The organism is Paralcaligenes sp. KSB-10 (assembly GCF_021266465.1).
In the GTDB taxonomy this organism is placed as follows: Bacteria; Pseudomonadota; Gammaproteobacteria; order Burkholderiales; family Burkholderiaceae_B.
The window spans coordinates 2,565,981-2,588,577 of record NZ_CP089848.1 but is presented as its reverse complement, the minus strand read 5'-3'; the positions used below and the strand labels follow the sequence as shown (position 1 = coordinate 2,588,577).

21 protein-coding genes and 1 tRNA gene are annotated in these 22,597 nt (G+C 56.8%); 18 read left to right on the top strand and 4 right to left on the bottom strand.

The features are described from left to right. Window positions 1-40 precede the first annotated feature (40 nt). A complete protein-coding gene (erpA, locus tag LSG25_RS11795; protein WP_232741127.1) occupies window positions 41-409 on the top strand; it encodes an iron-sulfur cluster insertion protein ErpA in 369 nt (122 codons plus the stop codon). A 33-nt stretch (window positions 410-442) separates the two neighbouring features. On the opposite strand, the gene LSG25_RS11790 is transcribed toward erpA, so the two are convergent. Then, the gene (locus LSG25_RS11790) at window positions 443-1,552 is read right to left on the bottom strand and encodes an anhydro-N-acetylmuramic acid kinase (RefSeq protein ID WP_232741126.1); all 1,110 of its coding nucleotides are present in this window, start codon (window positions 1,550-1,552) and stop codon (window positions 443-445) included. A gap of 45 nt (window positions 1,553-1,597) precedes the next feature. Next, window positions 1,598-2,977, bottom strand: a complete 1,380-nt coding sequence (locus LSG25_RS11785) for a peptidoglycan DD-metalloendopeptidase family protein (protein ID WP_370635858.1) — start codon at window positions 2,975-2,977, stop codon at window positions 1,598-1,600. A gap of 233 nt (window positions 2,978-3,210) precedes the next feature. On the opposite strand from LSG25_RS11785, the gene tyrS reads away from it, so the two are divergent. Together tyrS and LSG25_RS11775 are read left to right on the top strand one after the other, a co-directional pair. After that, window positions 3,211-4,440: a tyrosine--tRNA ligase gene (tyrS, locus tag LSG25_RS11780; RefSeq protein ID WP_232741125.1), complete on the top strand. Its 1,230-nt coding sequence runs from the start codon at window positions 3,211-3,213 to the stop codon at window positions 4,438-4,440. Window positions 4,441-4,462: 22 nt separating this feature from the next. Continuing rightward, window positions 4,463-5,098, top strand: coding sequence for a YbhB/YbcL family Raf kinase inhibitor-like protein (locus tag LSG25_RS11775; protein ID WP_232741124.1), 636 nt, complete (start codon window positions 4,463-4,465; stop codon window positions 5,096-5,098). A 34-nt stretch (window positions 5,099-5,132) separates the two neighbouring features. On the opposite strand, the gene LSG25_RS11770 is transcribed toward LSG25_RS11775, so the two are convergent. Continuing rightward, window positions 5,133-5,309, bottom strand: a complete 177-nt coding sequence (locus tag LSG25_RS11770; protein ID WP_232741123.1) for a hypothetical protein — start codon at window positions 5,307-5,309, stop codon at window positions 5,133-5,135. On the opposite strand from LSG25_RS11770, the gene glyA reads away from it, so the two are divergent. From glyA to LSG25_RS11715, 12 genes are all read left to right on the top strand, one after another. Continuing rightward, window positions 5,294-6,538, top strand: coding sequence for a serine hydroxymethyltransferase (gene glyA / locus LSG25_RS11765; protein ID WP_232741122.1), 1,245 nt, complete (start codon window positions 5,294-5,296; stop codon window positions 6,536-6,538). The genes LSG25_RS11770 and glyA overlap by 16 nt on opposite strands. Window positions 6,539-6,581: 43 nt before the next feature. Continuing rightward, the gene (gene nrdR, locus LSG25_RS11760) at window positions 6,582-7,043 is read left to right on the top strand and encodes a transcriptional regulator NrdR (RefSeq protein ID WP_232741121.1); all 462 of its coding nucleotides are present in this window, start codon (window positions 6,582-6,584) and stop codon (window positions 7,041-7,043) included. A gap of 72 nt (window positions 7,044-7,115) precedes the next feature. Next, the gene (ribD, locus tag LSG25_RS11755) at window positions 7,116-8,333 is read left to right on the top strand and encodes a bifunctional diaminohydroxyphosphoribosylaminopyrimidine deaminase/5-amino-6-(5-phosphoribosylamino)uracil reductase RibD (protein WP_232741120.1); all 1,218 of its coding nucleotides are present in this window, start codon (window positions 7,116-7,118) and stop codon (window positions 8,331-8,333) included. Window positions 8,334-8,472: 139 nt separating this feature from the next. After that, on the top strand, window positions 8,473-9,093 hold the full coding sequence (locus LSG25_RS11750; protein ID WP_232741119.1) for a riboflavin synthase: 621 nt from the start codon (window positions 8,473-8,475) through the stop codon (window positions 9,091-9,093). A 137-nt stretch (window positions 9,094-9,230) separates the two neighbouring features. Further along, window positions 9,231-9,321: transfer RNA gene (locus LSG25_RS11745), tRNA-Ser, on the top strand. A gap of 164 nt (window positions 9,322-9,485) precedes the next feature. Next, the gene (locus LSG25_RS11740; RefSeq protein WP_232741118.1) at window positions 9,486-10,688 is read left to right on the top strand and encodes an integrase arm-type DNA-binding domain-containing protein; all 1,203 of its coding nucleotides are present in this window, start codon (window positions 9,486-9,488) and stop codon (window positions 10,686-10,688) included. A 152-nt stretch (window positions 10,689-10,840) separates the two neighbouring features. Then, complete coding sequence (locus tag LSG25_RS11735) at window positions 10,841-11,581, top strand: hypothetical protein (protein ID WP_232741117.1); 741 nt, start codon at window positions 10,841-10,843, stop codon at window positions 11,579-11,581. A 170-nt stretch (window positions 11,582-11,751) separates the two neighbouring features. Further along, entirely contained in the window at window positions 11,752-12,063 is a 312-nt protein-coding gene (locus LSG25_RS20510) for a helix-turn-helix transcriptional regulator (RefSeq protein WP_370635857.1), read from the top strand. 77 nt (window positions 12,064-12,140) lie between these two features. Continuing rightward, window positions 12,141-13,103, top strand: coding sequence for a toprim domain-containing protein (locus tag LSG25_RS11730; RefSeq protein WP_232741116.1), 963 nt, complete (start codon window positions 12,141-12,143; stop codon window positions 13,101-13,103). After that, window positions 13,100-14,641: a YfjI family protein gene (locus LSG25_RS11725; RefSeq protein WP_232741115.1), complete on the top strand. Its 1,542-nt coding sequence runs from the start codon at window positions 13,100-13,102 to the stop codon at window positions 14,639-14,641. The genes LSG25_RS11730 and LSG25_RS11725 overlap by 4 nt, the downstream gene beginning before the upstream one ends. Beyond that, window positions 14,632-15,111: a hypothetical protein gene (locus tag LSG25_RS11720; RefSeq protein WP_232741114.1), complete on the top strand. Its 480-nt coding sequence runs from the start codon at window positions 14,632-14,634 to the stop codon at window positions 15,109-15,111. The genes LSG25_RS11725 and LSG25_RS11720 overlap by 10 nt, the downstream gene beginning before the upstream one ends. After that, a complete protein-coding gene (locus LSG25_RS11715; RefSeq protein ID WP_232741113.1) occupies window positions 15,104-15,442 on the top strand; it encodes a single-stranded DNA-binding protein in 339 nt (112 codons plus the stop codon). The genes LSG25_RS11720 and LSG25_RS11715 overlap by 8 nt, the downstream gene beginning before the upstream one ends. An 890-nt stretch (window positions 15,443-16,332) precedes the next feature. On the opposite strand, the gene LSG25_RS11710 is transcribed toward LSG25_RS11715, so the two are convergent. Beyond that, window positions 16,333-16,551, bottom strand: coding sequence for a hypothetical protein (locus tag LSG25_RS11710; RefSeq protein ID WP_232741112.1), 219 nt, complete (start codon window positions 16,549-16,551; stop codon window positions 16,333-16,335). A gap of 314 nt (window positions 16,552-16,865) precedes the next feature. Between LSG25_RS11710 and LSG25_RS11705 the strand changes: the two genes are divergently transcribed. The 3 genes from LSG25_RS11705 to LSG25_RS11695 all read left to right on the top strand — a co-directional run bounded on the left by LSG25_RS11705 (window position 16,866) and on the right by LSG25_RS11695 (window position 22,545). After that, entirely contained in the window at window positions 16,866-19,670 is a 2,805-nt protein-coding gene (locus LSG25_RS11705) for a DNA methyltransferase (protein WP_232741111.1), read from the top strand. A 487-nt stretch (window positions 19,671-20,157) separates the two neighbouring features. Continuing rightward, on the top strand, window positions 20,158-21,294 hold the full coding sequence (locus LSG25_RS11700) for a mandelate racemase/muconate lactonizing enzyme family protein (protein ID WP_232741110.1): 1,137 nt from the start codon (window positions 20,158-20,160) through the stop codon (window positions 21,292-21,294). 60 nt (window positions 21,295-21,354) lie between these two features. Continuing rightward, entirely contained in the window at window positions 21,355-22,545 is a 1,191-nt protein-coding gene (locus LSG25_RS11695; RefSeq protein WP_232741109.1) for an ABC transporter substrate-binding protein, read from the top strand. Window positions 22,546-22,597: the final 52 nt, after the last annotated feature.

Below are 22,597 nucleotides of genomic sequence, written 5' to 3'. Positions count from 1 at the left end.
TGTTTTAAGTGTGCAAGCCCTGCTTGCCTTGGAGTACCAAATGAATACCCTGACCGAATCCGTCGATCTGCAAGTGCCGCCGGCACCCATTCTCTTTACCGACGCGGCAGCGGGCAAAGTCAAAGACTTGCTTGCCGAAGAAGGTAACCCCGAGCTGAAGCTGCGCGTCTTCGTGCAGGGCGGAGGCTGTTCGGGCTTCCAGTATGGCTTCACCTTCGACGAAACCGTCAACGACGACGACACCACCATTGACAAGGAAGGCGTGCAGTTGCTGATCGACCCCATGAGCTTTCAATATCTGGTGGGTGCCGAAATCGACTACAAAGACGACCTCGAGGGATCCCAGTTCGTTATCCGCAATCCCAACGCCAATTCGACCTGCGGTTGCGGGTCTTCATTCTCGGCCTGATTGCCGCATCGTCCTTCTTTCGCCGCCCACTCATCAGGCGGGATAGCGGCACCCCAGCACGCTGGGGTGCCGTGCTCCGGTGACCGTCGGCAGGCCGGCCGCCTGGCCTTGATCGTACGCCTGGGCCAGCCAGGCAAAAGCCAGGGCTTCGACCAGCTGAACGGGAATATTCAAGCCGCTGGTCGGATGCACCGGGCGGCCCAGGGCTTGCCCCAGTTCGCTCATCAGGGCAGAGTTCAGGGCGCCGCCGCCACATACCCAGACTTCACGTATTGCCGGCGCATGGCGTTCGATTGCCTCGGCCACCGTGCGTGCGGTCAGGCTTTGCAGCGTGGCCTGCACATCAGTGTCGGCAATGCCTTGCGCCAGGAAGGGCGCCAGCCGCTGCGCAAGCCAGGCATGGTTGAAAAGGTCCCGGCCGGTCGACTTTGGCGGCGGCAGGTCGAACCAGGGTTCCTGGCGCAGCAGGGCTTCCAGCAAGGCTGGATGGGATCGGCCGCTCGCGGCCCAGCGCCCGTCGACGTCGTAGGCCTGTCCGGTTTTTTCCTTGCACCATAAATCCAGCAAGACATTGGCCGGCCCGGTGTCGAAGCCTCGCACCGGTTCGCCGGGATGCAGCAGGGTCACATTGCCAATGCCGCCAAGATTCAGTATGGCCCGGGGTATGCTGGCGCTGAAAACCGCTTGGTGAAAAGCCGGCACCAGGGGCGCTCCTTGGCCGCCCGCGGCGACATCGCGTGAACGGAAGTCGGCAATGACGTCGATGCCGCTCAGCTCCGCAAGCAGCGCCGGGGCGTTGATTTGCAAGGTATAGCCGGCGGCGGGGTCGTGCCTGACGGTTTGTCCGTGTGCGCCCACGGCCCGTATGCTCTGTGCGATGTTGCCGCTTTGTTCAAGAAGCTCTCGAATCGCCGCCGCGTAAAGCCGCGCCAGCGCGTTGCCGGCCAAGGCGGCTCGCTGCAGCTCGTTCGATCCTTTGGTGTTCAGAGCCAGAAACTCCTGGCGCAGGGGCTCCGGCATGGGCAGGGAAACATGAGCCCGGATGAGGGGATGATGCGGGTCGGCAAGGTCGGCCAGCACGCCGTCGACCCCGTCTGTGCTGGTGCCGGACATCAGCCCTATATACAAAGCGCCGGATGTCATGGACTGGTACGCGTGGAAGGCTTCATGATCAGGCGTTCAATGGCTTTAACGGCTGGCGACGTGCTGCTGGCTTTGCAATTCGGCAAGCAGGTGTATGTGTTCCCGGTAGCTTGCAACGCTGTGTTCAAAGGTCTTGAGCTCGGGGCCTTCAAGGGTGTGAGCAATGGGGAGATTTACCGACAGCGGATCGATTGGGCGATTGTCGACGCGGAATTCGTAGTGCAAATGTGGGCCGGTGGCCCAACCGGTCGCCCCCACATAGCCTATGAGCTGTCCCTGCTCGACGGTCTCGCCCTGTTTGAGGCCGGAAGCGAACCTGCTTTGATGAGCATACAGAGTCGAGTAGTGCTTGCCGTGCTTGATGATAATGACGTTGCCGTAGCCGTTTTTTTGCCCCATGAATTCCACGACTCCGTCGGAGGTGGAATGAATGGGTGTGCCTTTGGGCGCCGCGTAATCCACACCCTGGTGGCCTGTCCAGGTGCGGTGCAGGGGGTGCATGCGCATGCCGAAGGTAGAGCTGATCCGGGTGAATTTGAGCGCGGTGCGCAGGAATGCGCCCTTCAGGCTGTGGCCGCTGAAGTCGTAATAGGCGCCCGAGCTATCCTTGGGATCGAACCAGACGGCTTCATAGGGGTGATCCCGGTTGATGAATTCCAGCGCCAGGATACGGCCCGCACCGACTTCCATGCCATCGTGCGAGTACGATTCGTAGATGATGCGAAAGCGGTCGCCGCGTCGGATGTCCTGCATGAAATCGATTTTGCTGCCAAGGATGTCGGTCATTTGCAGCGTTATCGCGTCGGGAATATCGGCAGCATCGGTTGCTCCGAATAGCGAACTGCTGATGACGCCCTCGGCGACCCGGATTTGTGTATCGGCGGCTTCGCTGCGTTCGGCTGCAGCAAACTGGCCTTTGCCATCGGGCTTCACTTCCAGCCACTTCGAAACGAAATGGCCGTTTTCATTGGTTCCTGGGGTGTGGTTATATCGCAGCCACACCAGGCGGCCATCCTTGTCGAGAGCCGCCTGCAGTGTGCGTCCTGGCTGCAGCTTGTATATGGCGCGAGCGTTCTTGTCGTGTGCCAGAAATTGTTGCAGCCTGGGTTCTTGAATGCGCAGGCGCTGCAGCAGCGCGGACAAAGTATCGCCCGGACGGATCTGGGTTTCGCTGATGAACGGCGTGTCGAAATCGCCGATGGGCAGCGGAAACGGCTCCGGCAGGGCCAGGGTCTGCCGGGCGGCATGGATCAATGGCAGTTCGGTGGTGCCGTTGTTCGGGTCCACGACGGCCAGCGCGGCGGCGGTGGCGAACAGGCCAAGCGCTACGAACAGGAAGCTGTTTCTGATATAAGCGGAGGTGCGGTGACGGACAGGGCGCATGCCTGTCTGGGAGGGAGTGTTGATGGTCCCTTTTTTAAACATAAAGCCAAAACCTAGTTATTCGTTTGATGGATGATGCTGCGAACCCGGGTGCGATTGCCGCTGGGAAGGCGCTTGTCCGGGTGAGCCAGCAAGCACTCTGATAAGATCGAGTTTCTGGATGCGAAACACGGTCCCTGTCTGTGTGCAGGGATCCTGTTCGCACGTTATCCTAACGCATCAGGCTCGAATTTTCGAGTTATTTTTTGTGTTTTTCTTATTCTAAACGGTCTGTCATGTCGTCCACCGAAGCCCCTGTTACCCTTGAAGTCGAAGCCGATCTGCGCGTTGTAAAGCGTGGCTGCGACGAGCTGCTGGTTGAATCCGAATTCGTCAGGAAACTCGCCCGCAGCCGCTCCACGGGCGTCCCTCTGCGCATCAAGCTTGGCCTGGATCCCACCGCTCCGGATATCCATCTGGGCCATACGGTGGTGCTCAACAAGATGCGCCAGCTCCAGGATCTGGGCCACCAGGTCATTTTTCTGATCGGCGATTTCACCTCCATGATAGGCGACCCGAGCGGGCGCAATGCAACTCGCCCGCCGCTGACGGCGGAACAGATCCAGGAAAATGCGAAAACCTACTATGCCCAGGCCAGCCTGGTGCTGGATCCCTCCAAGACCGAAATCCGCTACAACTCGGAATGGTGCGATCCTTTGGGCGCGCGCGGCATGATTCAACTGGCATCGCGCTATACCGTGGCGCGCATGATGGAGCGCGAAGACTTCACCCGGCGTTTCAAGGGCGGCATCCCCATTTCGGTGCACGAATTCCTGTATCCCTTGATGCAGGGCTACGATTCCGTGGCCCTCAAGGCCGATCTCGAGCTGGGAGGCACCGATCAGAAATTCAATTTGCTGGTAGGGCGCGAGCTGCAGAAAGAGTACAAGCAAGAGCCGCAGTGCATCCTTACCATGCCCTTGCTGGAAGGTACCGACGGTGTCGATAAAATGTCCAAGTCCAAGGGCAATTACATAGGCATTTCCGAAAAACCCGATTCGATGTTCGGCAAGCTCATGTCGATTTCCGATACCCTGATGTGGCGCTATTTCGAGTTGCTGTCCTTCCGCTCGCTGGATGAAATAGAATTGTTACAAAAACAGATCAAGGAAGGGCGTAATCCGCGCGATACTAAAGTGCTGCTCGCACAGGAGCTCGTGGCGCGATTCCATTCGCAGCAGGCGGCGCACGACGCTTTGGCTCATTTCGAGGCGCGGTTTCGCGATGGCGCCATTCCCGACGACATGCCCGAGGTCCAGATCGGCGGCGCGCCATTGGGCATTCTCAAGGTCTTGCGCGAAGCGGGCCTGGTTGCCTCGGGCTCCGAGGCGCAGCGCAATGTCGAGCAGGGCGGGGTGCGGGTCGACGGCGATCGCATTGAAGACAAATCGCTGCAGCTCGCCGCCGGAACTTATGTGGTGCAAGTGGGCAAGCGCAAGTTTGCCCGCGTTACGTTAAATGGCTAGTTCGCCAACTCAGGAGGTTTTCATGAAGCTCACCAGTGTGTCGATTTCTGACCAGCAAATGATCCCCGAGCGCAATGCGTTCGGTAAAGCTGATGGGCCGGCGCATGTGGCCCTGGCCGACAACGCCAATCCTCACCTGGCGTGGTCCGGCGCACCGGCGGAAACCCGCTCGTACGCAGTAATCTGCCATGATCCCGATGTGCCGAGCAAGCCCGATGACGTCAACCAGGAAGGGCGTGAAGTGCCCGCCGATTTACCGCGCGTCGATTTTTATCACTGGGTATTGGTCGATATTGCGGCGACTGCCACCGAGATAGCCGAAGGGGCTTATTCAAACGGCATTACCCCCCGGGGCAAAGGCGGTCCGCTGGCCCCTAACGATACGCGCCAGGGGATCAACGACTACACGTCCTGGTTTGCGGGCGATCGCGACATGAGCGGCGACTACTTCGGCTACGACGGCCCTTGCCCTCCCTGGAACGATGCCTTGCCGCATCGGTACATCTTCACTGTGTATGCGCTGGACATCGAGCATGTGCCGCTTGAAGGCCGCTTTGGCGGCGCCGATGTCCTGAAAGCCATAAAAGGGCATATCCTGGATCAGGCCTCCTTGTCCGGCTGGTATACGCTCAATCCCCGCCTGGCGGGCAAAGCCTGAAGTCCGGCTGCGGTCTGGCCGGCTTGTATGAGTTTTACTCAAGCTGGCGTGAGGCAGCGCCGATTTTCAAGGCATTTATAGCTTGAAAGATGCTTTCCATCGCGGTTTCCACGGAGGCTTCGGTAAAAATAGAGGCATTCGCGTTAAAATCAGCTGCTTTGTTCCCCTCGCCATACCGAAAACCTAGGATGCCAAATGTTTGACCGTTCACGTACTCTCGATCAAGTCGATGCCGAAGTCTGGGCTGCGATTCAAAAAGAAAATGTCCGCCAGGAACAGCATATCGAATTGATCGCCTCCGAAAACTACACCAGTCCGGCGGTCATGCAGGCCCAGGGCACGCAACTGACCAACAAGTACGCCGAAGGGTATCCCGGCAAGCGTTATTACGGCGGGTGCGAGTACGTCGACATCGTTGAGCAGCTTGCCATCGATCGCCTCAAGCAGCTGTTCGGCGCCGAGGCGGCCAATGTGCAGCCGAATTCGGGTTCCCAGGCAAATCAGGGTGTGTACATGGCGGTGCTCAAGCCCGGCGATACGGTATTGGGCATGAGCCTGGCCGAGGGCGGGCACCTGACGCATGGCGCGTCGGTCAATGCCTCGGGCAAGCTTTACAACTTCAAGCATTATGGTCTGGATGCCAACGAAGTGCTCGATTACGACCAGCTCGAGCAGCTCACCAAAGAACACAAGCCCAAGCTGATCGTGGGCGGCGCTTCGGCCTATTCGCTGCGCATCGATTTCGAGCGCATGGCACGCATTGCGCACGATAACGGCGCCTTGCTCATGATCGATATCGCCCACTACGCCGGCCTGGTTGCAGGCGGTGTATATCCCAATCCCGTCCCTCACGCCGATTTCGTTACGTCGACCACGCACAAGTCGCTGCGCGGACCGCGCGGCGGCGTCATCATGATGAAGTCCGAGTTCGAAAAAGTGGTGAACTCCGCGATTTTCCCCGGCATACAGGGCGGCCCGCTCATGCACGTGATTGCCGGCAAGGCCGTTGCGTTCAAAGAAGCCCTGTCTCCCGAATTCAAGGTCTATGCCGCCCAGGTCGCCAAGAACGCCGATGTGCTGGCCCGCACCCTGGTCGAACGCGGCTTGCGCATTGTTTCCGGGCGCACCGAAAGCCATGTCATGCTGGTCGACTTGCGTCCCAAGGGCATTACCGGCAAAGAAGCCGAAGCCGTCCTGGGGCAGGCGCATATCACCGTCAACAAGAACGCCATTCCCAACGACCCCGAAAAACCATTCGTCACCAGCGGCATCCGCCTGGGTACGCCGGCCATGACCACGCGTGGCTTCAAAGAGGGCGAAGCCGAGCTCACGGCGCACCTGATTGCCGATGTGCTCGACAATCCCCGCGACCAGGCCGTGGTTGCCGATGTCCGCGCGCGTGTCAATGAACTGACGGCGCGATTGCCGGTATACCGTTAACACAGGGCAGACCCGGTTTGCCGGCCGGGCCTGAAGCGCTACGATGAAATGCCCGTTCTGCAGTAGCTTCGATACCCAGGTCATCGACTCCCGAGTCTCGGAAGAGGGCGATACCATACGCCGGCGCCGGCGCTGTACGGCGTGCGACCGGCGCTTCACAACCTATGAGCGGGTCGAGCTTGTCATGCCCGCCGTGGTCAAGCGCAATGGCACGCGTACCGAGTTCGAAACCGGCAAGTTGCGCGCCAGCCTGAACCTGGCTTTGCGTAAACGGCCGGTCAACACCGATGATGTCGACGCCGCTGTTGCCCGCATCGAAGAAAGCCTGCTGACCAGCGGAGTGCGCGAGGTCAGCTCGGGGCACGTGGGCGAGCTGGTAATGGCCGAGCTGAAGAAACTCGACCAAGTGGCGTATGTGCGTTTCGCGTCCGTGTATAAAAGCTTCGAGGACATCGGCGAGTTCGTCAAGGCTATCGATGAAATCCAGGTTCCGTCCAAATCGTAATCGGCCCGGGCCGTGTCGATGCGGGTCGCGAGCCATGCTTGCGCGGCCAGTCCTGCCGCTACAATCGATGCTGTGAATACTTCCACCATTTTCGACGACTCCTACTGGATGCGCCAGGCTATTGAGCAGGGCGCGCAGGTGCTGTACCTGACGGCGCCCAATCCGCGCGTCGGCTGCATTATTGTCCGCGACGGCCAAGTGCTTGGTTTGGGGGCGACTCAGGCCGTGGGCGGGCCGCACGCCGAAGTCATGGCCCTGCGCGATATGCGCCGGCGTGGGCACGACGCGGCCGACGCGACAGTCTACGTTACGCTCGAACCCTGCAGCCATTATGGCCGGACACCGCCTTGCGTCGACGCCCTGATCGAGGCCCGGCCGGCTCGCGTGGTGGTTGCCATGCTCGATCCGAATCCGCTGGTTGCCGGCCAGGGGCTGGCGCGCCTGCGGGCGGCCGGCATTGCCGTCACGACATCGGTATGCGTACACGAGGCCCTGGCAATCAATCCGGGTTTTATCGCCCGCATGACCCGCAAAACCCCCTGGGTATGGCTCAAGCTTGCCGCCTCGCTCGATGGCCGCAGCGCCTTGCATAATGGCGTATCGCAGTGGATTACCGGTACGCAGGCGCGCGCCGATGGCCACCATTGGCGGGCTCGCAGCTGCGTGGTGCTGACTGGCGTGGGCACGGTTCTGGCCGACGATCCGCAACTGAACGTGCGGCATGTGCAAACCGATCGCCAACCCATCAAGGCAATCGTCGATACACGCTTTGAAATCCCTGAAGATGCCCGCCTGCTTGACGGCGGCCGCACCTGGGTATTCACGTGCCGCAGCGACCCGGCCAAGGCAGAGCGCCTGGCCGGCCGCAATGTGCAGGTTATCGAACTGCCCGCCGTTCATGGCCCGAACGAAGCGCTTTCGGGCGTGGGCCGTACCGATATGCCCCGTGGCGGCGGCCGTGTCGATCTGGCGGAAATGATGCGCTGGATGGGCGCCAACGAAATCAATGAAGTCCATGTCGAAGCGGGTTCCCGGCTGAACGGCGCTTTGCTGCAGGCCCAATGTGTCGATGAGTTGCTGGTGTACATGGCGCCCATGCTGTTGGGCGACGCGCTGCCCATGGCGCGCCTGCCCGCCCTGGAAAGCCTGGAGCAGGCCGTGCGCTTCGAGTTCTTCGAGACGTGCATGCTCGCGCCCGACATCCGCCTGCGCGCCCGTCTGGGTGAACGCTGGCGGGCGCTGCTCGAAGCCGTCCAGCCTGCCGGCGTTTCCCAGGGACATCCCGAGTGAAATCGTAGAGGAATTTTTTGTGAAATGAACGGGCGGCCCTTATAGTCGCCCGAGCATGAATTAATGATAGTTTCGCTGTGACGACCGCAAGGGCCGCCATGCCGGCATCATCGTAAAAAATCAGCAGAAAGGTAAAAGAATGTTCACAGGAATCGTCGCTGCCATCGGCAATATCGTACACGTCAGTCCTCTGGAAAACGGCGGGGAAGACGCAGGGGTTCGCTTGCAGATCCATGCCTCCGAATTCTCCCTGGACAAGACCCGCCTGGGCGACTCCATCGCGATCCAGGGGGCCTGCATGACCGTCGTCGAACTGGGCGCCGCCACTTTCGAAGTCGATGTCTCGCGCGAAAGCCTGAACTGCACGACCGGTCTGGACGTGCCGGGCGAGGTCAATCTGGAGCATTCCCTGAAGCTGGGCGATTCCCTTGACGGCCATCTGGTTTCGGGACACGTGGATGGCCTGGGTGAAGTCAGCCGTTTCGAGCCCGTGGGCGAATCCTGGGATCTGCGCATCGATGTACCGGCCAAGCTGGCGAAGTACCTGGCCTACAAAGGTTCGATCACCGTCAACGGCGTAAGCCTGACGGTCAATCAGGTTGACGATAACGCGCAGGGCTGCGAGATTCGCATCAACCTGATTCCGCATACCGTGCAAGTCACCACGCTCAAGCACCTCAAGGCCGGCAGCCAGGTCAACCTGGAAATCGACATGATCGCCCGGTATGTGGAGCGGATGCTGGGGGCCACAGCCGCTTGAATCGTTGGCCTCAGGGGGCGGGTTGGCGCCTGGGGCCCCTTGCCATCAAAGCGTTGAAATGCCGTGCGCGAAACTTGGGCGCCCGATTCTGCTAGAATAGCGGACTTCGCGCATTTTTCTGGAAAATGCGCAGGTTAGGACAGGTGGCCGAGCGGTTGAAGGCGCACGCCTGGAAAGCGTGTATACGTGAATAGCGTATCGGGGGTTCGAATCCCCCTCTGTCCGCCAGTTTAGCATTCAATACCCTGCATTACCCTACACGAAACCCGCATGAACATTAGATCAGCGGGTTTTTTGTTGTCTATTAGCCTATAACGTCATGCATTGACATGGGCGGTACTTTGGCGGTACTTTTGACCGTATCTCGAAATGTCATCAGGAAAAATACCGTCATGGCACTCACCGATGTCCAGGTTAGGCAGGCCAAGCCCGCCGAAAAGCCCTATGCGCTACGGGACGGCACAGGGCTGTATTTGGAGGTCAAACCAGCCGGTAAGTATTGGCGCTGGGATTATCGCTATCAGGGCAAGCGCAAGACGATTGCCTATGGCGTCTACCCAACGGTAAGCCTGACCAAAGCGCGCGCCAAGCATCAGGCGGCCAAAGAGTTGTTGGACGACGGCCAGGACCCTATGGGGCAGCGCAAGGCTGAAAAGCTGGAAAGTACCGTCACGTTCGAGACGGTATCTCGCCAATGGTTCAAGCATTGGAAGGCGGATAAGAGTGAGCGCCACGTGGAGTATGTCTTAAAGCGGCTGGAAGCGGATTTGTTTCCCGAGATCGGGCAGCGGCCTATATCGGGTATCACATCGTCCATGTTTCGGGATGCCGTCAAGAAAATAGAAAAGCGTGGTGCCCTGGATATTGCCAAACGCGCCTTGCAGACCTGCAATCAGATTATGCGGTATGCGGTGGCCCATGACTTGACTGAACGCAACCCCGTAGCCGACGTGAGGCCCAGCGACATCCTGCAACCACGCAAGAAGCGCAATTATTCACGGATCGAAGAAAAGGACTTGCCGCAGCTCCTAAAAGACATAGATGGCTATGTAGGCGGTGAGCATACCCGGCTGGCCATGCAACTGATGGCGCTAACCTTCGTTCGTACTGGCGAATTGATCGCGGCCAGGTGGGAAGAGTTTAATATTGACGCCCAGCGCTGGAATATCCCGCCTGAGCGCATGAAGATGAAAACCCCTCATATCGTGCCATTGAGCAAGCAAGCCCTGGCCGTGCTGGAAAAGCTCAAGGCTATTTCCTTTGGTAGCGATTACGTGTTTCCGGGCGATGTGTACAAGTCGCGCCATATGAGCAATAACACAATTCTGTATGCACTGTATCGCATGGGCTATCGGGGGCGCATGACTGGGCACGGTTTTCGGGGTGTGGCCTCTACCATCTTGCATGAGCAGGGTTTTAACCATGCCCATATTGAATTGCAGCTAGCGCACCAAGAGCGCGACCAAGTAAGCGCCGCCTATAACCATGCGTTGTACCTGACGCCACGGGGCAAGATGATGCAAAGTTGGGCTGATCACTTAGACGCCTTGAGTGTTGATAACGTCGTCTCGATCAGCACCGCCAAGGCTGGATAACGGGTATTGCACGGTGTTATAGCAAACTGTATGCATAAACAGTAAAATGTTTACCGTCAGCGCCTCGCCCGATGGGGCGAAAACCGACATGTTCACCGATTCGACGCTGGCATCTTGTTTATGAACGGGACGCACTCGAACGGGCGGTATTTATGGCAGAAGAATATCCAAACCTAGATCACTGGAAGCATGTCGAAGAATTTATGGTTTATGAAGCGGCGTTGTTAATGGCTCAAATCGACCCTTACGACTATCCCGACGGCATAGAGCAGCTAAAAGAATGGGATCACCCAAGATGGAAAACTGCGAAGGGTTATCAGCGTGCCATAGCTACGGCGATAGCTAGAGGCGTTTTGACCGCATCACATATCCATGTGATTGAAACAAATTACGATGGGCAATCGTATATTGCTAAATTTGATGAGTCTCGCCATACATGGGCCGACATAGACACGAGCGGCTCGACGATAACGCGGCAGTCACTTTTCGGCTGGATTAGAAAGCAAAACATAATCCTAATTTTGCCACCACATAAAAGACAAAAAGATGGCGAATTTATTAAAGCAGTAACTTTGGCGAGCGACGGCATCATAGAAGTTTCTGTGAAAGAGACCCCTAAGATCGCTTATGCACCGTATTTAGATGAAAACAATAATTTGTCTCCAATCGAATTACGGGCAACTACCGCAGCATGGGAAGCAGTGACCGGAAATGGCGATCCTCTGATAACCGGCAAAGCTGTTAAGCCTGCCCTAAGAAAGTGGTTAACAGAACATGCTGCTGAATATGGTGGCTTAGGCAAAGAGGCAATAGAGAGATGCGCAACGGTTGCCAATTGGAACAAAAACGGCGGCGCGCCAAAGACACCAACCAGAACACCCCCCAGAGATTAAACTCTTTATTTATGCGGGTTTGCGAAACGGTACCCACTGTTCTTTGCGTTAACTACCCCTACTGTTTACGGAAAAATAGGGGAGCTGTTTTCTTAACTAACCTGCCTGTTTGAACAGCATTATTTTTGGCTCAATGGCGTCTATTGCAACTCACTTCGAGGTAATAGACGATGATCCCCAGTACACCCAAAAATGCAAATAAGTTGCCTGTGCCCAAACCGGTACAGGCTACCAGCGTAGCTACCCAGCGCCCCCGATCCCGCGCATCCATTCCGCCATTACCCGAATCTGGTTTTGCACGATGCCCCGTTGTGGCGAAAGCTAGCGGTGTCGGTGAATCGACTATTTGGCTATGGGTACGTAAAGGCAAATTCCCAAAGCCCGTCAAGATCAGCGAACGCGTCACGGGCTGGCGTGCCGAGCAGGTGCAGGAGTTCTTAGCCGACCCGCAGGCGTGGCGCTTAGCCAATCGGGAGGGCTGAACTATGAGCGGCTTGCAAATTGCTTTGTTCTGGCTTTGGCGGCGCGTGTGTCGCTGGCTTTCCGCAAGGGGGCGCGTATGAACACTATTCAACATATCGAGTTGGAACGTGCCATGCAATCGGCGGGCCTGGTAGTGGAGCATATCGAGCCGGGCCGCCTGGTTCGCTGCAAAACCGATGAGGACAAGGGCTTGCAAAAATCGGGCTGGTATCGCGTCTTTGATGATGGCGACTGTATCAGTTGCGTGTACGGTGATTGGCGTCAAGATTCGCGTGGTGCTTGGGTATCTGGTGCGAGCCGTCTGCAAACCTTCGAACAACGCGCCGCCACGCAACGCGCAATCGAGCGAGCCAAGGAGGAACGCCGCCAAGCCCGGCTCGTACAGTGGGCACAGAATCACGCCAAGCTCATGACGCTTTGGAATAGCGCCGCCCCCATCACCGAGAGCGATCCAACGGGCCAGTATTTAATCCGTCGGGGTTTGGTGGTGCCGGACACGGGCGTACTGCGTTATCACGCCGGGCTGGATTATTGGAACGATGGCGAACATGTCGGGCAGTTCCCTGCAATGCTGGCCGCCGTCACCTCACCGACCGGCGAGCTAGTCAACGTACACCGCACGTATCTAACTCACGATGGTCGCAAGGCCGCCGTGCCGACAGTCAAGAAGTTGTTCGCATCGGCGGGCATGATGGCGGGGGCTTCGATCAAAATCGGCACGCCTACGCCGCGCCCCGATGGCCGCTTGGGGCTTGGGGTAGCGGAAGGCGTTGAAACCGCCATTGCCGCATCTATTCTTTTTGGCTTGCCCGTCTGGCCGTGCGTATCGGCGCATGGGCTGGCCGCATTCGAGCCGCCCCTAGCAATCAAACATTTCTATGTTTTTGCGGACAACGACGAAAGCGGCACCGGCCAGAAAGCCGCCGCGCAATTGGGCGAACGCCTGACGCGTCAAGGTTTTACCGCACGCATTCATATACCGCCTAGTGTTGGCACAGATTGGGCCGACGAACTAATGATGCAAGGAGTGATCGCATGAACGCGATGGCCGAGGTACGTAATCTCGATAATGTGAAACCTCTTGAATGGGCTGATCCGCTGCCTTTGGGGGGCGTGAGCTACGAACGGGAATCGTATCCGCTGGATGCCTTGCCGCCCGGCCTACTTAATGCCGTAACCGATGTTCAGGCGACAACCCAGGCACCCGTGGCGATGGTGGCCACCAGTGCATTAACCGCGCTATCGCTGGCAGGGCAGGCGCATATCAATGTCGCCCGCAATAAACACCTGACCGGGCCTGTGTCGTTGTTCGCCCTGGTGCTGGCCGATTCTGGCGAGCGCAAGACCACGGTAGACGGATTCTTTACCCGCGCGGTACGCCATTACGAGGCCGCACAGGCCGAAGCTATGCAACCCGACGTAGACGCCTATCAGGCCGATTTACAGGCATGGTCTGCCAAAAAGGCCGGGACGATGGAGGCGATCAAGGCCGCTGCCAAGAAAGGCACGCCCAAGCCTGAAATAGAAAGCACGTTGCGCGACCTGGAGCACGCCAAGCCCATCGCGCCCAAGGTGCCGGAGCTGCTGTATGGCGATGCCACGCCCGAAGCCTTGACGTATGGGCTGGCTAAAAAATGGCCGAGTGGAGGCGTTATCAGTTCTGAGGCCGGGACTGTATTTGGTAGTCACGGCATGGGCAGTGATTCGGTGATGCGCAATTTGGCCGCGTTAAATGTACTGTGGGATGGGGGCGTGCAGAAGGTTAGCCGCCGCAGTGTCGAGAGCTTCGTGGTACGCAACGCCAGGTTGACGGTATCGCTACAAGTGCAATACCCGGTATTGGCCGGTTTCATGATTAAGGCGGGCGACCTGGCGCGTGGTTCTGGTTTCTTGGCCAGGTTTCTGGTGGCGTGGCCTGAATCGACACAAGGCACCCGTCAGTATCAAGAGCCGGATGATGCGATGGCCGGGCTTGCCGGGTTTAACGCGCGGCTGACGCAACTGCTAACCGAGCCTATGCCATTTGATGATACTGGCGACGGATTGGCGCCCGCCATGCTGGAATTATCTCCGGACGCCAAACAGGTATGGGTAAAGGCTTACAACCTTATCGAAAGCCAGCTTGCACCGATGGGCAGCCTGGCCGACGTGAAGGACGTAGCCAGCAAGACAGCCGATAACGCCGCTCGGATTGCAGCGCTGTTTCACCTGTACGAGCATGGCCCGAGTGGAGCCATAAGCGCCAGCGCTATGCAAGCCGCCTGCCAGGTCGCCATGTGGCACCTGAGCGAATCCAAACGCCTGTTAACCGAGCTTGGGCAAGACCCGGCCTTGAGCCTGGCCGCCCGGCTGGACGCATGGTTGATTGAGCGCTGCAACCAACAGCGTACTAATCGGATTGGCACCCGTGAGGTATTGCAGTATTTCCCTTCAACGCAATTGCGCAAGGCCGCGCAACTCACGCCAGTGCTTCAAGAGTTAATCGATGCCGACCGCGCCGGCCTGGCCAAGGATGGCAGGAAAAGCCTCATTGTCGTTAATCCAAAACTCTTGGAAGGGAGCGAATCATGGGCCTGATGGCGATGCTCGAAAAAGCCCTGAATGGGCAAGATGCTACTGCTACAGTTGCTACACCTGCTACAGATAAGCCCAAAACGCCCCCAACTGTAGCAACAATAGCAACTGTAGCAGTAGCAAGTAGCCTAAAACCCAAAACCGAGCCGCTTGTTTTGCGCCTGGTGCATACCGATAATCCGAACTGGAGTACACCGGCCTGGACGGAACAGGAAGGTGAATTGTGTATGGAACGTCTACGCCAGTTTGAAGCGAAGGGGATCCCAAGCTTTCAGGCCGAGAAGGCCGCTTGCCGCCTGGTGTATCGGGATAGACAAGACGATGACCGGCGCAGTTGCGCGGAATGTGCGAGCTTCTACGGTGGTCGCTGCGTACAGGGTAAACAGCCTTTTAGCGGGGGCGGCATTGAGGTGCTGCACCGCTGCAAGGGATTTATCGAAACAAACCCCATGAACGAGGTACAAAATGATTGATGCATTGATCGCTGGCAAGCTCTACGGCACCTCTAAACAGGGTATCGGCAAGACGGAGAACACCTATACCACGGCCAAGGTGAAAGTCACGGCTGGCAATGGCGACATGCTTTTGTGCAGCGTGATTGCCTTTGATGAAAAAGCGCAGGCCGCGCTACTGGCCTTGGAGGATGGCGATTCAGTCGCGTTGTCGGGGAGTCTCACGCCCAAGGTGTACGAGGACAAGAATGGCGCGACCCGGCCTAGTCTAGATTTGGTGGCGCATGCCATATTGACACCCTACCACGTCAAGTGCAAGCGGCAAGCGATAAATGACGAAAATAGCGATTAATTCAAAACAGCCTGAGAGCTAATAGGCGCGCTGATTTTTAACTATTTTGGTGGTACGCAGTAGTGTGTTTTGCTTAATGATTTCGTTTTCTGTGGAGATTTGATGGGTACTGGCGGATCACGATACGGAGCGGGCAGACCGGCCTATCATCGAAAAACGTCCTATTTTCGCAGTATCGACGTGCGGCGGCTTCAGCGGGAAAATAATTTACGGGCCGGGCTTGGCCTTACTTGGGCCTGGAAAGATGATAGTGGCAGGGTACTGTCATCAATCGGCATGAAAGTCGATCAGAGGGGCGTGACATTCAATTATCAGATCAATGACCAGCCTGTAAATCAGCATGTAATTCTGGTAAAGACGGCCTGCAATTACGGCGGCGGGCGGACTTGGTTTCTTTGCCCGTATTGTCAGCGGCGCTGTGCTCATGTTTATTTCGGGCAACAGGTGGCGTGCCGGAAATGTCATCGGCTTCGCTACCCTTGCCAGTCAGATGATGAAACAAGCGCAACCTGGCGCAGGCAACGAAAGCTCGAAGCGCGGCTAGGTGGGGAGAATTACTGGCGAAAACCAAAGGGAATGCATGAAACTACCTTCCAGCGGATCAGGCAGGAAATCATAGAGCTGGAATCGGAACGTGACCGATTACTATCTATTTCGTATACAGCGCTGATGGCTCGATTAAATCGCATACAGCAGCAGTGGCGGGGATAGTTCCTGGATATGTACGCGCGCGAATGGTGGTATGTCGGAAGGAATAACTGTGCATTAGTGCGGACTGTATTAAGCTGAAGCCGCGTCATCTCGCAATGCCTCTATAAGGGGGGGGCGCGTGGCTCAAGTTGCGCCAATCCCTCAAGGATTTGCGAGCGGCCATGAAAGAGCAGGCCGCACTACTCGATAGGCTTTGATTTGGTGGCGACGGCTTCATGTGAAACGTCATCTGCGGTTTCTTCGGAAAATTCTTTCGGGTCGAATCCCAGAATAGCCACCACAGCAGGATCGGTTACTTCCAGTTCTGTATCGTCAGGATCAGGGGTTTCAACTGTCCACCATGGAACACGCGCTTTCCCAATGGGGCCAAAATGTACGTCTGGCAAATCATCCTTCATAGTGCCACCCTGTATTTAAAAAATGCCGTAGGATCAATGTGACTTTGAAGCGCAATCGCTGGAGCTTTCCTAATAATTTTGATGCGTGAACAGCTACTTCTTAACGTCCTTTATTTTAACATGGTGGCCTTTTGAAGCCATGGCGATTTACGGTTTTCTTGGCGGTTTCGGGATGGCTCGCTGGTAGCCTAAAAGACGCCTGGAAGCGCCTTCGAACATCGCAGGTACCGCCGGCGATCCGTTAAAAAAACCTGAGAGAATAAGATTACTTACAATACCCGTAAGTTATCACCCTAGCCATTGCACATGATCCTATGCCCAGCCTGACCCGAAACGAAGTACGCCGCAGGTTGACAGCCTTTTCTGTTCAATGGAAAGACGCCGCCCGAGAAAATGCCGATGCCAAGCTGTTTTGGGCGCGATTTTATGAGTGCTTTGGTGTGCGCCCCGAGTCTGCGACCATATACGAAAAAGCGGTAGACAAGATCGGTGGCGGGCATGGCTTCATTGACAGTTTCATCCCAGGGCTGTTGATCGTAGAGCATAAAAGTCGGGGCAAAAATTTAGATGCCGCCTTTAACCAGGCGGCCGATTATTTTGTGGCCTTACCTGAGGCGGAGCGCCCGCGCTATATCGTGACCAGCGACTTCGCCCGTTTCCGTCTTTATGATCTCAAAACGGATCAGCACAGCGAGTGCACATTGAAAGACCTGGCCAAGCGCGCCGGGTGGTTTAATTTTTTGGTGGAAGAGAACGCCCCCGAGATCGTCGAAGAATCCCCCATTAATCGGCAAGCTGCCTACGTCGTTTCGCGTTTCCATGAAGCCCTTTTGCGTGCTAACTTCAAGGGGCGTGATCTTGAAGTGCTTCTTACCCGTTTGCTGTTTTGCCTGTTTGCCGACGATACCGGCATCTTTGGCGCTGATGGGCAGTTCCGCAATCTCATCGAGGCTACGCGACCTGATGGGCGTGACACCGGAGCCAGACTTGCGGAGTTGTTTGACGTTTTGAATACTGCCGAAGTAGAACGGCAATCCACGCTCGACGAAACGCTGTCTGCCTTCGCCTACATTAATGGGAATTTGTTTTCAGAGCGCACCCGCATACCGTCTTTTGATACCACGCTACGTAAACTGCTGGTGGAATGTGCCGAATTAGACTGGAGCGGAATCAGTCCGGCGATTTTTGGGGCTATGTTCCAGGGGGTGCTGGAGGTGCACCATCCCGACGAAACCCGGCAAGCGTCACGCCGGGAGCTGGGCGCGCATTACACGAGCGAGCGCAACATTTTACGTGTTATCAATCCGCTGTGTATGGATGACTTGCGTGCGGAGTATCAAGCCGCCAAACATAGCAAGCCGCGTTTGAAAGCACTCTATGACAAGCTGCCGAGCCTCACCTTTTTGGATCCCGCCTGCGGCTGTGGCAATTTCCTCGTAATCGCCTATCGTGAATTGCGCCGTCTGGAAAACGAGATCATCGCTGACCTGTTCGACTTTGACCGTGGGCGTGGCCTGCTGGACGTGTCCACGCTGTGCCGGGTGCGCGTGACACAGTTCTATGGGATCGAGATTGACGAAGCCGCAGCCCATATTTCGCGCGTGGCGCTGTGGATTACCGACCACCAGATGAACCTGGAGGCGGCGCAACGCTTCGGCAACACGCGGCCTACGGTGCCGCTGGTGGATAGCCCGACCATTGTTTGCGACAATGCGCTGCGCATTGACTGGGCCGGCGTGGTCGCGCCTGAGCGTTGCAGCTATGTGCTGGGGAACCCGCCTTTTGTTGGCGCCAAATTCATGACCGATGCGCAGCGCGCCGACACGCGAAGCGTGTTCGCGGGCATCAAGAACGCGGGGCTGTTGGACTTGGTGGCGGCGTGGTACATCAAGGCGATGCACTATATCCAGGTGAATCCGATTATTGATGTAGCTTTCGTATCCACCAACTCCATTGCCCAAGGTGAACAGGTGGCGGTGTTATGGTCGCCATTGCTTGCCGCTGGCATTAAAATTCGATTCGCGCACCGTACCTTCAAGTGGGGCAATGAGGGCAAGGGCAATGCCGCCGTGCATTGCGTCATCATCGGCTTCGGGCTGCGCGCGCCACCAGCCTGCACGTTGTTCGACTACGGCAACAACATCAAGGAAGACGGGATTGCGATTGCTGCAAGTCGCGTCAATCCTTACTTGCTTGACGCACCCGACGTATTGATACCGCGCCGTTCGGCTCCGATATGTCGAGTGCCCCACATACAAATTGGCAACAAGCCAATTGACAACGGGAATTACCTGTTTACCCAGTCTGAAAAGGCGGTGTTCATTGCGAAAGAGCCGGCAAGCGCGAAGTGGTTTCGTCAGTGGCTGGGTGCCGAGGAGTTTATCAACGGAATAGAGCGCTGGTGTCTGTGGCTCGGTGACTGCACCCCGTCCGAATTACGTGCGATGCCTGAGGCTCTAAAACGCGTCCAGGCCGTCCGTGAGTTTCGGCTTGCAAGTGACAGCCCACCCACTCAAAAATTGGCCAATTCTCCGACACGATTTCATGTTGAATTTTTGCCTGATGGGCCATTCATGGTCTTGCCCAGCGTGTCATCCGAAAGGCGACAGTTTGTGCCTATGGGTTTTTTGCCCGCTGAAGCGTTGGCAAGTAATCTGGTTTTGGTGATTCCGAATGCCACCCTCTACCACTTCGCCGTACTCAATAGCACCCTACACAATGCTTGGATGCGCGCGGTATGCGGGCGACTGAAAAGCGATTACCGCTATTCCAATACCATTGTCTACAACAATTATCCATGGCCGGATGCACTGACCGACAAGCAGCGCGAAGGTATCGAAGCCACCGGGCGAGCGGTGCTCGAAGCCCGCGCGCTGTATCCCGACGCCACGCTGGCCGACCTGTACGATCCGCTTACCATGCCCACGGAATTACATAGAGCGCATCAATCGGTGGATAGAGCGGTGGATTCCGCCTACGGCTACAAGGGCGGTAAAGACGATGCGGCGCGGGTGGCCTTCCTTTTTGTGCTTTATCAGAGGTACACCAGCTTGCTTCCTGTAGCGAAGGTACCCAAGCGGCGTAGAGTGGCTGGCGGGCATATCTCTGTCGCCCCGTAGCGTGGCTAATGGGCATAGTAGAAAAATTGACGCATGGGGGCGGCTTGTAAAATTCGCCCCAGCGGCGTTTTTATAACGGTACTTTTGACGGTATCTGTAAAAATTGAATTTTATAGATCGTTTGTTTATATGGATTTTAAGCCACAATGTGAATGTCCCTCTGCGCCAGGAATTAGTCTACAGCAGTTGATTGCAGTATAGAAACCCGCATGCTTTCTGGCATTGCGGGTTTTTTGCATTGCACAACCGATAGATTGATATTGCTTTGGTATCGGAATTGAAAAAAATAATATTAGACAAGCACAGCTTAAAACATCGATAGTACCCATCCAACACGTTGGTAAAGACAAGGCCCTGGGAGGGCTGGCTTTTGATTCACGCCGGCGTTGAGAAGCGTTCATGCACTGACGGATATCCGGCGGCAATTTGCCTGAGGGCGGTAGAGCCGCCGAAGGCGCGAGCGCACAACTGATTAAAGAGAGCTAGTGTGAATACATCTTCTACGCCGTCAGCCATACGCATTACAGCACTCAAGACAGCACTGGTTTCGCTGCCGCTGGAGCGGCCTTTGAAAACGTCCATCCATGAAATTTCCGATGTGTGCTGCCTGTTGACCACGCTGGAGACCGATGTGGGCATCATTGGCCAAGGTTATGGTTTTTGTTTTGATCGTCATCGTTTGGCGGCGATTGCCCAGTTCACGCAAACTCTGGCTCCGCTGGTCGTAGGACGCGATCCGCACGATGTCGAGCGTCTATGGAACGATTTTTTCCGCGGCAGCAATTTCTATGGACAAAGCGGTATTTCCATACTGGCCTATAACCCCATAGATATCGCATGCTGGGACATTATCGGAAAGGCGGCGAATCGTCCTTTGTACAAATTATTCGGCGCGTGCCGCGACCGCGTGCCGGTCTATGCCAGCGGCGGCCTGTGGCTTTCATCCAGCCAGGATGAGCTGGTGGCCGAAGCCCGCGCTTTTCTGGCGCAAGGCTTCACTGCCATGAAAATGCGCCTCGGATCGGCCGACTGGAAAGAAGACGTTGCCCGGGTCGAGGCGGTACGGTCGGAAATCGGCCATGGCGTCTCCCTGATGGCCGACGCCAATCAGGGCCTGAATGCGGCCAGCGCGCTCAGGCTGGGCAAGGCGCTGGAACAGTTCAATCTTGAATGGTTCGAAGAGCCTGTCCCTACATGGAACGATGAGGCGGGCGCCATGCTCGTTCGCAAGCTGGATACGCCGGTGGCTAGCGGCGAAACCGAATATACGCGCTATGGCATCCGGCGCATGGCGCAGAGTGCGGCGGCAACGGTGTTCATGCCCGACCTCCAACGCATGGGCGGATACACCGAGATGCTCAAGGCGGTTCGCTACCTGGGCACGCTCGATCTTGCCGTGTCTCCCCATATCTTCACAGAACATAGCCTGCATATTGTCGCTTCGGCGGGCAACGCAACGTGGTGCGAACACATGCCGTGGTTTGCCCCGTTGTTTACCGAGAAAATGTCCCTCGAGCCTGATGGCACTATTTGCCTGCCCGACCGGCCAGGGACGGGTTTTACATTCGATTGGGAAACCATAGAGCGTTACCGGATATCGGTTCGGGATTCGCAACACGGATAGTTCGGCACAGCACCTGAAGATGTTGTGGCTATTTGATAATAATCTCTCAAGGAGACAGACATGAAACAGCTTTTCCACGCAGTAAAACTTGCAGTGCAAGGCGCCACCGTCCTGGCCTGCGTGCTAGGTTCGGCAACCGCCAGTGCCAACAGCGACCCCATCAAGATTGGCTGGCTGTCGTCGTTGACGGGTCCCTTGTCTTCCGCGGCAATCGCCGAAAACGAAGGTGTGCAGTTTGCCGTTGAACAGATCAATAAGGCGGGGGGAATCAATGGCCGGCAATTGAAACTGATTACCCGCGATACCGTGGGCGACCCGACCAAGGCGGTCAATTTTGCCAACGAACTGGCTTACAGCGAAAAAGTGGCCTTTGTGATCGGGCCGGTCAATTCGGGTGAATCCCTGGCCACCATTCCTATTCTGACGCGGGCAAAAGTGCCGAATCTGGTTATTGGTACGGTAGATAGTCTGATAGATGCAAAGAAATACCCCCTGGCTTTTCGTGTCATCAACTCGAATCAGCAATGGATAACGTCGGCCAACCGCTACGCCATAGACGTCCTGAAGCACAAGAAAATCGCGATCATCGGCGATACCACCGGTTATGGCGCCTCTTCGGCCAAGGCTGCGGCCGCCTTGCTTGAAAAAGCCGGGATCAAACCGGTCTATTCGGTTCTGATCGACCCCAACAAGACCAGCGTGGCCGACGAAATCGCCAAGGCTCGCGCGGCCGGGGCCGATGTGCTGATGCCCTGGTCCGCGGCAACCGGCTTGCTGGCGCGTATCCTGAATGCCCGCGGCAATGCCCAATGGGATGTGCCGGTAGTGGGCCACCCCGCGTTGATGGGCTTGCCTATTCGCGATCTCCTCAACAAACCATCCTATTGGGACAATACCTACGCGGCCGGCTATACCAGCACCACGTACGATGCCGGTGGAAAATTGCCGGCGGCTACCCAAAAACTGATGGACCAGATGCGGCCGAAACTGGGCGACAAGATCAATTTCACCTTTTGGTGGGTTGCCCTGGGTTACGACACGGTAAAAATCATAGAGCATGCTGTGTTGAAGGCGGGCGGCACCGATCCCGAGGCCATCAAGAAAGTGCTGGAATCCACCAAGGACCTGAAGGGCGTTTATGCCGATTACACCTGGACTCCTGAAAACCATAACGGTTTCCCCGATTCCGCCATGGTGGTCGATCTTGCCAATACATTCAAAGATGGCAGTTTCAAGCGGGCTCCGCAGTAGCGCGCCTTGATTGGAAATGGTGTCGGCTCGCCCGAATCGGGCCGACACATCT

Excerpts from the sequence above, each read along its gene's own strand:
- erpA (WP_232741127.1), top strand. The coding sequence starts at position 41 with ATGAATACCCTGACCGAATCCGTCGATCTGCAAGTGCCGCCGGCACCC.
- LSG25_RS11790 (WP_232741126.1), bottom strand. The coding sequence starts at position 1,552 with ATGACATCCGGCGCTTTGTATATAGGGCTGATGTCCGGCACCAGCACA.
- LSG25_RS11785 (WP_370635858.1), bottom strand. The coding sequence starts at position 2,977 with ATGTTTAAAAAAGGGACCATCAACACTCCCTCCCAGACAGGCATGCGC.
- tyrS (WP_232741125.1), top strand. The coding sequence starts at position 3,211 with ATGTCGTCCACCGAAGCCCCTGTTACCCTTGAAGTCGAAGCCGATCTG.
- LSG25_RS11775 (WP_232741124.1), top strand. The coding sequence starts at position 4,463 with ATGAAGCTCACCAGTGTGTCGATTTCTGACCAGCAAATGATCCCCGAG.
- glyA (WP_232741122.1), top strand. The coding sequence starts at position 5,294 with ATGTTTGACCGTTCACGTACTCTCGATCAAGTCGATGCCGAAGTCTGG.
- nrdR (WP_232741121.1), top strand. The coding sequence starts at position 6,582 with ATGAAATGCCCGTTCTGCAGTAGCTTCGATACCCAGGTCATCGACTCC.
- LSG25_RS11750 (WP_232741119.1), top strand. The coding sequence starts at position 8,473 with ATGTTCACAGGAATCGTCGCTGCCATCGGCAATATCGTACACGTCAGT.
- LSG25_RS11740 (WP_232741118.1), top strand. The coding sequence starts at position 9,486 with ATGGCACTCACCGATGTCCAGGTTAGGCAGGCCAAGCCCGCCGAAAAG.
- LSG25_RS11735 (WP_232741117.1), top strand. The coding sequence starts at position 10,841 with ATGGCAGAAGAATATCCAAACCTAGATCACTGGAAGCATGTCGAAGAA.
- LSG25_RS20510 (WP_370635857.1), top strand. The coding sequence starts at position 11,752 with ATGATCCCCAGTACACCCAAAAATGCAAATAAGTTGCCTGTGCCCAAA.
- LSG25_RS11730 (WP_232741116.1), top strand. The coding sequence starts at position 12,141 with ATGAACACTATTCAACATATCGAGTTGGAACGTGCCATGCAATCGGCG.
- LSG25_RS11725 (WP_232741115.1), top strand. The coding sequence starts at position 13,100 with ATGAACGCGATGGCCGAGGTACGTAATCTCGATAATGTGAAACCTCTT.
- LSG25_RS11720 (WP_232741114.1), top strand. The coding sequence starts at position 14,632 with ATGGGCCTGATGGCGATGCTCGAAAAAGCCCTGAATGGGCAAGATGCT.
- LSG25_RS11715 (WP_232741113.1), top strand. The coding sequence starts at position 15,104 with ATGATTGATGCATTGATCGCTGGCAAGCTCTACGGCACCTCTAAACAG.
- LSG25_RS11710 (WP_232741112.1), bottom strand. The coding sequence starts at position 16,551 with ATGAAGGATGATTTGCCAGACGTACATTTTGGCCCCATTGGGAAAGCG.
- LSG25_RS11705 (WP_232741111.1), top strand. The coding sequence starts at position 16,866 with ATGCCCAGCCTGACCCGAAACGAAGTACGCCGCAGGTTGACAGCCTTT.
- LSG25_RS11695 (WP_232741109.1), top strand. The coding sequence starts at position 21,355 with ATGAAACAGCTTTTCCACGCAGTAAAACTTGCAGTGCAAGGCGCCACC.